Source organism: Bacillus sp. SIMBA_031 (genome assembly GCF_046535225.1).
GTDB classification, from domain to species: Bacteria; Bacillota; Bacilli; order Bacillales; family Bacillaceae; genus Bacillus; species Bacillus velezensis.
Map to the genome: position 1 here is coordinate 392421 of NZ_JAWRXC010000001.1, position 13296 is coordinate 405716.

Genomic DNA, 13296 nt, shown 5'->3' on the forward strand with positions numbered 1-13296 from the left:
AGGAGAAACGATGAAAAAACAAAGAATTGTTGTGAAAATCGGGAGCAGCTCGCTCACCAACAGTAACGGAAGTATTGATGAAGCAAAAATCAAGGAACATACGGAAGCCATTTCTTTATTAAAAGAAAACGGGCATGAAGTGATCCTCATTACCTCAGGCGCGGTGGCAGCGGGTTTTTCCGCTCTCGGCTATCCGTCGCGACCCGTTACGATAAAAGGAAAGCAGGCAGCTGCCGCAGTCGGCCAGACGCTTTTAATGCAGCAATATATGGACCATTTAAAAAGATACGGTCTGACGCCGGCACAAATTTTATTAACAAGAAATGATTTCTCAAAAAGAGAGCGGTACAGAAATGCCTATGCTACTGTAATGGAACTGTTGGAGCGCGGCGTCGTGCCGATTATTAATGAGAATGATTCCACATCAGTTGAAGAGCTGACGTTCGGTGATAACGACATGCTGTCGGCGCTTGTAAGCGGTTTGATTCATGCAGACCAATTAATGATTCTCACAGACATTAACGGGCTGTACGATGCCAATCCGAATGAAAACCCGGACGCAAAGCGGTTCGACTATCTGAATGACATCACACCTGAATTGCTCGGATATGCCGGATCAGCAGGCTCAAAGGTCGGCACCGGAGGCATGAAGTCAAAACTTCTCGCCGCCCAGACCGCATTGTCGCTCGGGGTGAAGGTATTTATCGGAACCGGCTCCGGACGGGAAAAACTGATGGGAATTTTAGACGGAAAAGGCGACGGCACATATATCGGCGATAAAGACCTATCCTCAGTGAATAATACACGGCAATGGATCATGTTTCATTCTCCGATATCAGGGGAAATCATCATTGATGGGGGAGCGGAGCAGGCGATGATCCATAACGGGTCAAGTCTCCTCCCGGCCGGCGTCGCCGATGTCTGCGGCAGTTTTCCGAAAGGGGCCGTAGTGGAAGTCAGAGGACCCGGGGGCATTATCGGCAAAGGGCAGACGCAGTACTCATCCGATGAAATTTTAGAAGCCAAAGGGAAGCGGAGCGACCAGCTTTCAGGAACGAAGCAGGTGGAAGTGATTCACAGAGATGATTGGGTGAATTTATTTGACGAGGGGGAACACAAATGAGTGAAGTATTGCAAAAGGCGGCTTTGGCAAAAGAAGCGGCTGCCGAAATGGTCATGAAAACGACGGCTGAAAAAAACGAAGCGCTCCAATGTATTGCAGACGGACTCAGAAATGAACGCCGGCTGATTTTAACAGAGAATCAGAAAGATATTGAAGCGGGACGGAACAGAGGACTGACACCTGACATTATTGACAGGCTGACTCTTGATGAAAAACGCCTGCTCGATATCGCGGACGCCGTGGAACTGTTAATCGGTCTTGAAGACCCCGTCGGTGAGTCGCTGGAGACCATTCAAAAAGAGAATGGATTATCCATTGAAAAAATCCGCGTGCCCCTCGGAGTAGTGGGCATGATCTATGAGGCCAGACCGAACGTTACCGTAGACGCGGCCACACTCTGCCTGAAAACCGGAAACGCGGTTGTGCTCAGAGGAAGTTCTTCCGCCATCCACAGCAACATAGCGCTTGTCAGTGTGATGAAACGCGCACTTGGGCTGTCAAAGCTTCCGATTGATGCCGTTCAGCTCATAGAAGATACAAGCAAAGAAACCGCCAAACAGCTCTTTACATTAAATGACGGGCTGGATGTATTGATCCCGCGCGGCGGTAAAAATTTAATTGATCTTGTGGTCAGGGAATCAACCGTACCCGTTTTAGAAACCGGAGCGGGCAATTGCCACGTGTACATAGATGAGTCAGCAGATCCTCAAATGGCAAGCGAGGTCGTCATCAATGCGAAAACACAGCGTCCTTCGGTCTGCAACGCGATTGAATCTCTTTTGATTCATGAAAAATGGGCGGAAGAACACGGGCGAAAGCTGCTGAATCAGCTGACAGAAAAAGGGGTGGAGCTCCGAGGAGACCAGGTGATTTGCAGATTGGATCCTCAAGCGAAACAAGCAGAAGAAGCCGATTGGGGAGCGGAGTACCTGGCGCCGATTCTCAGTGTGAAAACGGTGCAGGACGTACAGGAGGCGGTCCGCCACATTCAGCAGTACGGCACAAACCATTCAGAAGCTATTCTGACGGAGAACGCCGAGCATGCGGCTTACTTCCAGACCGCCGTTGACGCCGCCGCCGTGTATCATAATGCTTCAACCCGGTTTACGGACGGCTTTGAATTCGGATACGGAGCGGAAATCGGCATCAGCACGCAAAAGCTTCACGCGAGAGGGCCGATGGGGCTTCCGGCGTTAACATCTACAAAAATCATCATTAAAGGAAACGGGCAAATCCGCGTATAATCTTTTAAGCTTATCCTTCAAAAAGGGTAGGCTTTTTTTATGCGGAAAGATTGACGCCCTCTATTGTATTGTGTAATATTAAATTGTACACAATATAATAGAGGTGAATTTACATGACAAAACCATTATTTACTGCAACCGTATCAGCCGCCGGCGGACGTGAAGGGAAAGTCACGTCTTCTGACGGAGTGCTGAATCTTGATGTTGCCATGCCGGGAACGCCAAGAGCAAAAAAGCTCGAGCATGCTACAAACCCTGAACAGCTGTTTGCCGCAGGATATTCAGCCTGCTTTGACAGCGCTCTTCAGCTCGTAGCAAGAAAAGAGCGTCTGAGTATTGAAACAGAGGTCACTGCGCATGTCAGTCTGCTGAAAGATGAAGCAGACCAAGGATATAAACTAGGCGTTACGCTTGAGGTCAAAGCATCCGGCATTGATAAACAGGAGCTTGAAGCCCTTATCCAAAAAGCGCACGGTGTCTGTCCGTATTCAAAAGCGACAGCGGGAAATATTGAAGTGAAGCTTCTGGCAGCAGAATAAAAATAAGGATGCCCATTCGGGGCATCCTTATTTTTTGCCGTGCAACGTATTCAAAACCTCATAAAGCGCCTGCTTTAACTGCTTTAATTCCTCTTTTGACTGTCCCGTCTGTTCCAGCATGGCAATGGGAATATCCGCCGCTGTTTTCTGCAAGGCCCGTCCTTCATCTGTGAGCCTGATCGTCACGGATCGCTCGTCTTCAGCCGATCGCTTTCTCATGATGATTCCGTGCTGCTCCATCCGTTTCAGCATCGGTGTCAGCGTTCCGGAATCCAGGTACAAAAGCTCACCCATCCGTTTCACATTCAGTTCTTCGTGCTCCCATAATAAAAGAAGCGCCAAATACTGGGGATAAGTTACGTTGAGCTTATCAAGCAGCGGTTTGTACCGTTTCGTCATTTCCCTTGAGCTTGCGTACAGCAAAAAACAAAGCTGATTCTCCAGTTTCATATGTTCAAAATCTTTTTCTGCCATTACTTCTTTCACCAACTCTTTGTTTGTTAACGTTACCCCTATTGTAGCTGAAAAACGGCCCATTTCCTATTCCTCATGTTTAAAAATATGAGCAGGGGCAATATATACAGTAAGTACAATGAGGAGGCTGATAATAATGGCATTATTTACTTCAAAAGCGACCGCAGTCGACGGACGGGCAGGACATATTAAATCCGAAGACGGGGTGCTGGATTTTGACATCGTCATGCCGAATGCAAAAAAAGACGGAGAAACCGGCACAAACCCTGAACAGCTCTTTGCGGCAGGATATGCTGCCTGCTTCGGGGGAGCGCTTGAGCTCGCCGCCCAAAAACAAAAAATCGACATGACCTCTGAAATTGAAGGACAGGTCAGCCTTTTAAAAGATGAGAGTGACGGAGGTTACAAAATCGGCGTAACGCTCGTCATTGATACAAAAGATCTTGACAAAGAAACGGCGGAGAAGCTTGTGCAGGCTGCTCACGAGTTCTGTCCGTATTCAAAAGCAACAAGAGGAAATGTAGACGTCAAACTTGAATTAAAATAAATCAACGAACGAATATCCCGGATTTTATATCCGGGATATTTTATTAACGAAAACATCAGTAATGATCTCTTCTCTCCCGGAATAAGAATACGATATAGCACTTTTGCATAATGACACCAAGAGAAAAGAGGGAGATATCGATGTCTCTTCCAAACATACCGAACATCACCCCCGACATTACACTCTCCAGATGTGAGACCCTGAACCTCCTTCTTTCATCCGTGGCTATGGAAGAAATCGGACTATCCCATATTCTGCAGGCGGAAGCGGAAAGGATTCAAATGTTTCTCGGCGCTTCCGGCAATCCCTCCTTGGAGGAATTGTCATCAATCAATAGAAGCACCGAACGGCTCCTGCGCACCGTCATGAAATCACAACTCCTTTTGCAGACGAAGCTTGAGGACATTATCTTCTTACAGGATTCTGAAGCCTGTATGGACCCGGACGACCCAAGCAATCCGAGTAATCCGGGCGATCCTGATGACCCGTGGAATCCGGACGACCCAAGTAATCCGATTGATCCGGGCGATTCTGATGACTCGTGGAATCCGGACGACCCAAGTAATCCGAGTGATCCGGGCGATCCTGATGACCCGTGGAATCCAGACGATCCCAGTGATCCGGAAGATCCGTGTGACGGCCTGTTTTACGGCCGCATTGGCTGCTGTGAGTGCGGGGATTGTGAGGACTGCGGTTGGAAGAAAAAAGGCGGGGAGCGTTCATAAAAAAGAGACGGGTGAAGCATATGCCGTATCCAAGCATTTCAAAAGCGAAACAGGCATCTTTTGAAGCCATGCATTGTCTCACGATTGCGCTGTTACATATATTATCTGTGACCGTGGATAAAAGAAGGGGTTCAGATTACAAAGAAGAAATCAGGCTGTTCTCCGCATTGTGCCGCTGGCAGATGGAAACAGGCGGCCGTCTGTTTTTAATGATCAGCCTGGAAGAAGAGCAGAAGCAGATGTATGAGCGGCACTTTCTTGAAATGAAGACAGTTACGGAACGAACGAAAAAATTCATTTTTGAAAGCCCGCGCGAATTCCGGGCGCATCCCATTACGAAGCGGGCTGTCAGGCAGCTTCAGGAATGGGATGCGGAAACTGCCGAACCTGCCGTCAGATGGGTGCGGCCTGTCATCATAACGATGAACGGCACTCCTGAACGGCCTTGGTTCAATCAACAACTCCAAAATCGGGAAAGGTGAGAAAATGAGCGGAAATGCTGAATGTAAACTGACTCTTTGCATGATTGTGAAAAACGAGGAGAGATACATCTCCCGTTGTTTATCAAGTGTACAAGACATCGTTGATGAGATTGTCATCGCAGACACCGGATCACAAGATAATACAAAAGATATATGCAAAAGCTTTCAGGCAAGAGTATTTGATTTCAAATGGGAGAATGATTTCGCAAGGGCCAGAAATTACGCCCTGCAGCATGCCGAAGGAGATTGGATTTTAGTGCTTGACGCGGATGAAGAGCTCGATCAGGAGACGGGCCGCTTTTTAACTTCGCTGCTTCATGACGGATTACCGAGCCGGGGTCTTTTGAAAATCATCAATTATACGGGGAAGCAGCTCGATGAAAACGAAGCATTTGAAAGCATGCAGCCGAGACTGTTCCGCAATCATAAAGGCCTTCTGTATCAAGGCAGAATTCACGAGAATATCTCGGCTCCCAATGAGGAAGAAAACAATGCTTTTTTCACGCTCCCATGTGTGATTCATCACTACGGCTACTTGGAGCAGGAAGAAAAGATCAAGCAAAAACATAAACGGAATATCAGCATTTTAAATGAAGAGCTTTCAAAGGAAAATCCTGATCCGTGGCTTGTCTATCATTTGGCAAGTGAATGCTACAGAATAAAAGACTATGAAAAAGCATTACATCTTGTCAACGGCTCAATTTTTCAATTTTTAAGCGAAAAACGAATGCCTCCGTCTCTCCTGTATTATTTGAAATATACAATATTGCTTGAGCTCAAACGGTATGAAGAAGCCGAACAAGGGATTGAAAAAGTGCTCAAGCTATACCCTGATTACAGCAATCTTCATTATTATAAAGGCCTTGTATTATATCATTTGGAAAAGTACAGAGCGGCAATCAAAGCATTTGAAAACGGAACGCAGGTTGAAGGAGAAAACGCTGATCACTTCATTTTAAAAGGTGCCGCCGATTTCAGAGCTTTTTATTATATGGCGAAATGCCATGCTGCATTAAACCATGATATGACGGCCATCGCTTACGCCAAAAAATCGGTGAAGTTCAATCCTCAATTTAAACCCGCACAAGAGCTTCTGTCTCAATTAAAAAAGGATCAGCGGACAAACGCCTGATCCTTTTTTTGCATGTTCCATTAAGATAATCGAATAATGTTTAAAGCTGCACCGGCGCTTCCTCCAAGCAATGTGGCCGCACCCAATAATCCGAACAGCTGAAGCTGGATGGTGCTGCCTGCTGGCAAAGTCACAATAAAGGAGTTATTAAAGTTTGCCAAAGACGCGACCGGGGCGATAATCGAACTTGCAGGAGGAGTGCCGTTGATTAAAATACGCGAACTTACAAGCAGGCCGGCCGTTAAATTAATATGGTAGGAAATATAGTACCGTCCTGCTGGAGCAACGGTAAATATGGTATTTGCGGCGTTAGCCGTAATATCTGCCGAAAGGTTTTGTTCATTCGGTAAGGGAATGGTCGTGCCGCCGGCAATGACTGCGACAACACCGCCGCCCGTATTGCTCGCATAGCCGGAAGTTGCTGTCAGACTTGTTCCGGTGATCCCGGTCGGTCCGGTGCCGCCAGTAGCGCCGGTGATTCCAGTCGGCCCGGTACCGCCAGTAGTGCCGGTGATTCCAGTCGGCCCGGTACCGCCAGTAGTGCCGGTGCTTCCCGCCGCAGCTAAAAGTGTATAGTCAGCTGAGGCTCCAGGGGTTCCCACAGGGCTGTTTACGTTTGCGACGTAAGAGCTTCCGTTATACAAGACAACCTGTCCGGTTGTGTAAGTGGGGGCGCTCAGCGGATTAAAAGCAACAATTCCTTGAAGGCCTGCACCGGTGACCCCCGTCGGCCCGGTCGGTCCGGTTGGCCCCGTCGCTCCGGCCGGTCCTATTGCCCCGGTCGGCCCCGCCAGTGTAGGGATATTTGAGATACTGTCCAATTTTGAACCGAGAAGAAGCTCCTGTTTCATTAAGCTGTCAAGCGTATCCCGGACGCTCTCATTCAGGTTAAGAATATCAGCAAGACTTGACGGGGGTCCTGTTAATCCGGGAATCGTTCCGAGCGCGTATTGGATTTTTTTCCCTTCCGCATTCAAAATATGTGCCATTCCCAGCTCTTCCATAGCAATTGACGAAAGAAGAAGGTTGATGGTATCGTCTCTGGAAAGTGTAACGACAGGGGTGATATTGGGCAAATTAGGCTGTGACACAATGTCCCTCCTTATGAGTTGGCTGAAAATCATTTTATTACGAACAAAGTTCCCCGAAATGAGCGTAAGCAGTACTGTATCATTATATTCACGGATTCTGTCCAAGTTTCTGATTCCCTTCATTAACCAATTGAGCGGGCTATACAGCTGTTTTTGATTTCATCATATATGAAGGAAATTAAATATAGAGAAAATACATCGCACAGCATTCGTAAATGGGTCAAAATGACAGCGGGACATGTGATCGTCTAATTTGCGATGGCTATATATCTTGTGCGTTTCCTGCAAAAACTCTCTTTTTCATTTCAAGTTTTCTGTATACAAGGGCGAGTAGCATGGATGGGATCGTACAAACAATCATTCCGATAAAGGCATACCGGGGTTCAATTTCATATAAAAAACCTCCGAAAATAGTAAATACTGCAGTGCTCCAGCTGAGAGCAAGCGCTGAATATATGCCTTGGGCTTTCGGGATTTGCGCGGGTGAAATATTTTTAATTAAGTATTTCATAAAGGCATAGTGTCCCATCGCGAATGAACAGGCATGCAGCGTCTGCGCAATACAGAAAATGATGACATGCGGAAAGGCAAATACGAGTATCCAGCGTACGGTAGCACCAAGCGCCGCCAGAGCGAGCAAAGAGCCTGCCGTAAATTGATGAAAGTATCGGTCAGCGATTGCAAAGAAGATAATCTCCGCGATAACGGCGATGTTGATGATGATTCCGATGGCATATGCGGGCGCATCGATTTCCTGCAAAAAGAGATAACCGTAATTGTAGTAAGATGCATGTGCCGCCTGCAGTAAGATAACGATTGCGAGCACCAGACCGAAATATTTGATGCGGAATAAGGCAAACATACCCTCTTTTCTTGCGCGGTCTGTTTCCGGCCGTTTTGAAAGAACAGCAGGCGCATGCATAAAGCTGAGACAGGCGAATATCAGGGTGCCCAAAAGCAGTGCCCATAAAATCGCTTGATCTCCGAATATACCTGTAAAGACGGACAGGATGACGCCGGCTGAAACAAAACCCGCGGACCCCCACTGGCGGCTTGTCCCATAAGCCTTTAATTCGTTATGCTGTACAAGGACGCCGCAAGCGCTGTCTAAAGCAGGCATTAAAGCAGGGTAAAACACATGCAGCACTAATGTGACAAGAAGCAGGCTTTGAAAAGAATCAGCGGGAATATAACATAAAAGTGCGAGAAGCGTCCCGATTCTGGCACCGTTTAATAAGGCTTTGCTGCTGAATTTTCCTGATAAATAAGGGAAGAAAAATAATGTGGAAATCCCTCTTGCCGCCAAGCCCAGGCTCATAATGAAACTGGCTTCGGATACGGAAACCCCTTTTATATGCACCATCCATCCTGTCCAATAGGGCAGAAAAACACCCCATGTCATAAAAAAACTAAAAAAATGCAGACTCATCCAGCGATATGCTTTCATTCCCGTTCCTCCTTTAATTGGCATGTTATCATGTAAGGACATAAAGACAATATGAGATATCTCATATTTTTGGGGTGGACGATGGAAATTTATAAAGGCGAGAAAAAGCGGCATAAGTTAAAAAAACACTCAATCGCGCATTTATTCTCTTTCCCCGCTGAAGAGTTTATGGAAGTGCGCGAATATGAGCGGGACGAATGGATTATTCAAGAGGGCAGGAGGCCTGACTTCCTGTTTTACGTGATTGAAGGAAAAGCGAAAATATATGTAACCCATCAAAACGGGAAAGTTTCTTTAATTAATTTTATCAACAAAAATGATTACATCGGAGAGATGGAACTATTACATGAAGTGTATTACACAAAAGGAATTCAAGCCTCAGCGAAGACTGTTTGTTTTGCTCTGCCTATTTACCGCTGCCGCGCGCAATTGCTGCAGGATGCGAAATTCCTGCGTGAGTTGGCTAAGTTTTTAAGTGCTAAGGCAACGCTTATGGCTTCGAAATATTCACAAAGTCTGGCGTTCCCGCTTGAAAACCGGCTGGCTGATTTTATTTTGCAGACGGCTTATGAAGGGGTTTATAAAGAGAAGCACGTAACGGTCTGTGATTATTTGGGTGTATCTTACCGTCATCTCTTGCATGTGCTGACGCAATTCTGCCAAAAAGGGTATTTGCAAAAAGAAGGGCGGGGCTATCAAATTAAGCAGCATGATTCACTAAGTGAACTTGCGGAGGCGCTGAAGAATAAGTAGCACGCCCAGAAAAAACAGCCACCCGCAATTTGCGGATGGCTGTTTTCATTATACAAGCTGAGCTTGTTTTTTTCGTGCCTGTTTCGCGGCGTCGACCATATTTTTTAATGCCGCAACGGTTTCTTCCTGCTGTCTTGTTTTCAGTCCGCAGTCCGGGTTTACCCAGAAGCGGTCAGTCGGACACACTTCAAGTGCGTCATCAATAATTTGATAGATTTCTTCAGTTGCCGGCACACGCGGGCTGTGAATGTCGTATACACCGAGTCCGAGGCCTTTCACGTAAGGATGTTCTTTCAAGTATTCTAAAAATCCTCCGTGGCTTCGGCTGTGTTCGATTGTAATGACATCCGCGTCAAGATCATTGATCGTATCTACGATATCTTCAAAGTTGCTGTAACACATATGCGTATGAATCTGCGTCTCATTTTGCACAGAAGACGTCGTTAACCGGAATGCTTCTGCGGCCCAAGTTAAATATTCACCCCAATCCTGCGTTTTTAACGGCAGTCCTTCGCGGAGCGCGGGTTCATCCACTTGGATAATCTGTATACCGGCATCTTCAAGCGCTTTTACTTCTTTTCTGAGGGCAAGCCCGATCTGGAAGGCGATTTCTTTTCTTGAAATATCCACACGCGGGAATGACCAGTTTAAGATGGTGACAGGTCCCGTCAGCATGCCTTTCATGTGTTTTTCCGTCAGCGATTGGGCGTAGACCGTATCTTTTACCGTCATCGGTTCGATAAATTCGACATCTCCGAAAATGACAGGCGGGCGTACGCAGCGTGAACCGTAAGACTGCACCCATGCATATTTCGTAAAGGCGAATCCGGCCAGTTTTTCACCGAAGTATTCGACCATGTCCGTCCGCTCAAATTCTCCGTGAACGAGCACGTCTAAGCCGATTTCTTCCTGAATGTCAACCCAGCGCTTCGTTTCCGCATTAATAAAGGCTTGGTACTGTTCATCCGTCCAATCTTTTTTCCGCCATTTTTGCCGTGCGCTCCGCACCTCGGCAGATTGAGGGAAGCTTCCGATTGTCGTCGTCGGCAGAAGGGGGAGACCGAGTGATTCATTCTGCAGCGCCAATCGTTCTTCAAAGCTTGCCGGACGGGAGAAATCTTTTTCCGTCAGCTGATTCAGCTCTTCTTTTTGAGCTGAGTTCGCTCCTGTTGCGAATGCTTTTAAAGCCTTAAGTGCCGCTTTTGATTCTTCGATCTGCTCACTGACGGCCGCTTTGCCGGACAGAAGCCCTTCTTTTAAGACGCCGAGTTCCGCCAGTTTTTCTTTAGCGTATGACAGGCCGTTCAGCAAATCCTTTTCAAGATGCTCGTCAGGGTGTTTCGCCACCGGCACGTGCAGAAGGCTGCTTGAAGGCTGAATCCATAACTCCTCAACATCAGCGTGGCTGAGGATATCCAAAGCCGCGTCAAGGCGTTCTTCAACATCGATTTTCCAAATGTTCCGGCCGTCGACCACACCGGCTGCCAGTACTTTATCTTTCGGGAAGCCGTGCTTTTTCAGCTGCTCAAGGTTTCTGCCTTTATCATGTACGAAGTCAAGCCCGATTCCCTGTACAGGATAAGAAACGAGTTCTTCATATGCATCAACCGAATCGAAGTATGTCTGCAGGAGGACATTCAGTCCTGAAAGCTCTTTTGTGATCGCCTCATAGAGGTCTTTGGCGGCGCGGACATCTTCAGAAGAAGCTGTCACAAGGGCAGGCTCATCAATCTGAACCCATTTGACGCCTTCTGCTTCAAGCTCTTTCAGCAGCTGCACATAAAGAGGAACAAGGCGCTTTTGAATCGCTTTCGCTTCTGATTCTTCGTATCCTTTCGCAAGTGTGACGAATGTGTACGGACCGACGATGACAGGTTTTGTTTCCGCTCCGAATTCTTCTTTGATCCGGCGGTAGTCGTCAAGCTGTTTGTTTCTCGTCAGACGGAATTCAATGCTTTCGTCATATTCAGGAACGATGTAATGGTAGTTGGTATTGAACCATTTCGTCATTTCACTGGAAACGGCGTCTTTTACACCGCGGGCAATCGCAAAGTATGTATCAACGGGATCCGTGATGCTGCGGAATCTTTCCGGAATCCAGTTAAAGCTGACGGCTGTATCGAGCACATGGTCATAATGGGTGAAATCAGAGACAGGCACGATATCGATATGTTGGTCAAGCTGTGTTTTGACAGCTGATAAGAATAAACCGTCAAGCTCTTTAAGAAACGTTTCTTTATCAGTGTTACCTTTCCAATAAGCCTCAAGCGCTTTTTTCCATTCTCTGTTCAAGCCGATTCTCGGAAAACCGAGGTTCGAAGTTTTGATTGTTGTCATTAAGTTTCCTCCTTTAAGTGAGATGTAACAAAAAAGCCTCTTTCTCATGAGAGAAAGAGGCTTTAACTTCAAAATGCAAGCCTCTCTTATCTCTCAGATCACGTCTGATGGAATTAGCACCGTGCCTTATGAGACAATCGTCTCGGCGCAAAAATCACGCGCCCCATTTCACAATGGAATTACGGTCGGTTGCTGTTGGGGTCAAAAGGCCAATCCCTCGCCCAACTCTCGATAAGAGAAAATATTTCAATTTTTTTGAAAAGTTACATCATTTGTTGGTTATCTTATCAGCTTATTCGGATCACTGTCAATAGAAAATCTCACAATTTAAAAATTGGTGATGTGACAAGCTGATTAATCATTATACGAGAAAAATATCAGAAAGACAGCAGCTGTGCCTGTTCGGCTCTTTCCATCAGCACTTCAGGCGCGTCTAAATACAGAAATCCGTTCCCGGCCAATGTTTTGGAGATGTCCAAAGGAAGGGTCCGCCGCACGAGCTGGGCGTAGACTTCAGCCTCAGAAAGCGTCCGCTGAAACGCGTCCTGTTCAAGCCCTTTTATTAAGGCAAGCGCTCCGCTCACATGCGGGGCGGCCATTGAAGTGCCCGTCAGCTTCCCATATTTATGGTTGGGAAGGGTGGAGAGAATATTTTCTCCCGGAGCCACCAGGTCAATCTCTTTATTTGCGTTTGAAAATTCAGACGATTTACGAGCGATTGAGACTGATCCGACTGCGATCACTTCGTTGTAAGCGGCCGGATACGACAATTCCTCTGTACGCTCGTCTCCGTCGCCTTCGTTTCCTGCTGCGCAAACGACCAGAACACCGCTTTTTACCGCATTTGCGACGGCTTCTTTCAATTCAGGCACATCGCTTGGCCCGCCGAGTGACATGGAAATGATATCGGCCTTTTGTTCAACGGCGTAGTTGATGCCGTTAATGATCCATTCGTATTTGCCGCTGCCGTTTTGACCGCCGAGAACTTTAACAATTAAGAGGCTTGCTTCCGGCGCGACACCCGAAATTCCGCCGTTTGAATCATTGGCGGCAATCGTTCCGGAAACGTGTGTCCCGTGTCCGTTATAATCGGAAATCGCGTCTTCTTTGCCTCCGTCATCATCGGTGAAGTTTTTCCCGCCGACAATCCGATCTTTCAAATCAGGATGATTGATGTCGCAGCCTGTGTCAAGCACCGCGATTTTAATATCCTTGCCTTTAAACCCTTTTGCCCACAACTCTGGCGCCTTAATCACTTTAATCCCCTCAGGAAGCTCGTTCACATCCATGATCTGTTCATCCGTGACATAAGGAATCAAATGCATTTCACCATTCATAAAAAAGCCCTCCTTTTTTATGCTTGCGAGTGGATACAAGGGTGTTGCTACTATTTTATGGCAGA

13 protein-coding genes and 1 riboswitch are annotated in these 13296 nt (G+C 46.9%); of the genes, 8 read left to right on the forward strand and 5 right to left on the reverse strand.

The annotated features are described in order from the left end of the window. Positions 1 to 10: 10 nt before the first annotated feature. The 3 genes from proB to SB724_RS02150 all read left to right on the forward strand — a co-directional run bounded on the left by proB (position 11) and on the right by SB724_RS02150 (position 2906). Positions 11 to 1123 carry a glutamate 5-kinase gene (gene proB / locus SB724_RS02140; RefSeq protein WP_007610876.1) on the forward strand — a complete coding sequence of 371 codons (1113 nt, stop codon included), beginning with the start codon at positions 11 to 13 and terminating at the stop codon, positions 1121 to 1123. Next, positions 1120 to 2367 (forward strand): glutamate-5-semialdehyde dehydrogenase, encoded by a 1248-nt coding sequence (gene proA / locus SB724_RS02145; RefSeq protein ID WP_022553456.1) that lies wholly within the window; start codon positions 1120 to 1122, stop codon positions 2365 to 2367. Before proB ends, proA begins: the two co-directional genes overlap by 4 nt. 113 nt (positions 2368 to 2480) lie before the next feature. Further along, the gene (locus SB724_RS02150) at positions 2481 to 2906 is read left to right on the forward strand and encodes an organic hydroperoxide resistance protein (protein WP_007610880.1); all 426 of its coding nucleotides are present in this window, start codon (positions 2481 to 2483) and stop codon (positions 2904 to 2906) included. A 27-nt stretch (positions 2907 to 2933) separates the two neighbouring features. Here SB724_RS02150 and SB724_RS02155 read toward each other — a convergent pair whose 3' ends face one another. Continuing rightward, positions 2934 to 3443: a MarR family winged helix-turn-helix transcriptional regulator gene (locus tag SB724_RS02155; RefSeq protein WP_061581973.1), complete on the reverse strand. Its 510-nt coding sequence runs from the start codon at positions 3441 to 3443 to the stop codon at positions 2934 to 2936. A 73-nt stretch (positions 3444 to 3516) separates the two neighbouring features. Here SB724_RS02155 and ohrB point away from each other — a divergent pair, with 73 nt between their 5' ends. The 4 genes from ohrB to SB724_RS02175 all read left to right on the forward strand — a co-directional run bounded on the left by ohrB (position 3517) and on the right by SB724_RS02175 (position 6266). Continuing rightward, entirely contained in the window at positions 3517 to 3927 is a 411-nt protein-coding gene (gene ohrB / locus SB724_RS02160; RefSeq protein WP_410569924.1) for an organic hydroperoxide resistance protein OhrB, read from the forward strand. A 140-nt stretch (positions 3928 to 4067) separates the two neighbouring features. Next, positions 4068 to 4652: an alpha-helical endospore appendage domain-containing protein gene (locus SB724_RS02165; RefSeq protein WP_410569926.1), complete on the forward strand. Its 585-nt coding sequence runs from the start codon at positions 4068 to 4070 to the stop codon at positions 4650 to 4652. A gap of 20 nt (positions 4653 to 4672) precedes the next feature. Further along, positions 4673 to 5134 (forward strand): hypothetical protein, encoded by a 462-nt coding sequence (locus SB724_RS02170; protein ID WP_061582015.1) that lies wholly within the window; start codon positions 4673 to 4675, stop codon positions 5132 to 5134. 4 nt (positions 5135 to 5138) lie between these two features. After that, on the forward strand, positions 5139 to 6266 hold the full coding sequence (locus SB724_RS02175; protein WP_061581976.1) for a glycosyltransferase: 1128 nt from the start codon (positions 5139 to 5141) through the stop codon (positions 6264 to 6266). Positions 6267 to 6286: 20 nt separating this feature from the next. Here SB724_RS02175 and SB724_RS02180 read toward each other — a convergent pair whose 3' ends face one another. Then, a complete protein-coding gene (locus tag SB724_RS02180; protein ID WP_410569928.1) occupies positions 6287 to 7357 on the reverse strand; it encodes a BclA C-terminal domain-containing protein in 1071 nt (356 codons plus the stop codon). Positions 7358 to 7619: 262 nt separating this feature from the next. Continuing rightward, positions 7620 to 8804 carry an MFS transporter gene (locus SB724_RS02185; RefSeq protein WP_061581978.1) on the reverse strand — a complete coding sequence of 395 codons (1185 nt, stop codon included), beginning with the start codon at positions 8802 to 8804 and terminating at the stop codon, positions 7620 to 7622. A gap of 81 nt (positions 8805 to 8885) precedes the next feature. On the opposite strand from SB724_RS02185, the gene yeiL reads away from it, so the two are divergent. Beyond that, positions 8886 to 9557 (forward strand): transcriptional regulator YeiL, encoded by a 672-nt coding sequence (yeiL, locus tag SB724_RS02190; protein WP_140957290.1) that lies wholly within the window; start codon positions 8886 to 8888, stop codon positions 9555 to 9557. 48 nt (positions 9558 to 9605) lie between these two features. Here the strand turns inward: yeiL and metE are convergent, their stop codons facing one another. Continuing rightward, complete coding sequence (gene metE, locus SB724_RS02195) at positions 9606 to 11894, reverse strand: 5-methyltetrahydropteroyltriglutamate--homocysteine S-methyltransferase (protein WP_410569931.1); 2289 nt, start codon at positions 11892 to 11894, stop codon at positions 9606 to 9608. 83 nt (positions 11895 to 11977) lie between these two features. Continuing rightward, positions 11978 to 12132, reverse strand: a riboswitch (SAM riboswitch). A gap of 139 nt (positions 12133 to 12271) precedes the next feature. Then, positions 12272 to 13231: a S8 family peptidase gene (locus SB724_RS02200; protein ID WP_410569933.1), complete on the reverse strand. Its 960-nt coding sequence runs from the start codon at positions 13229 to 13231 to the stop codon at positions 12272 to 12274. Positions 13232 to 13296 lie beyond the last annotated feature (65 nt).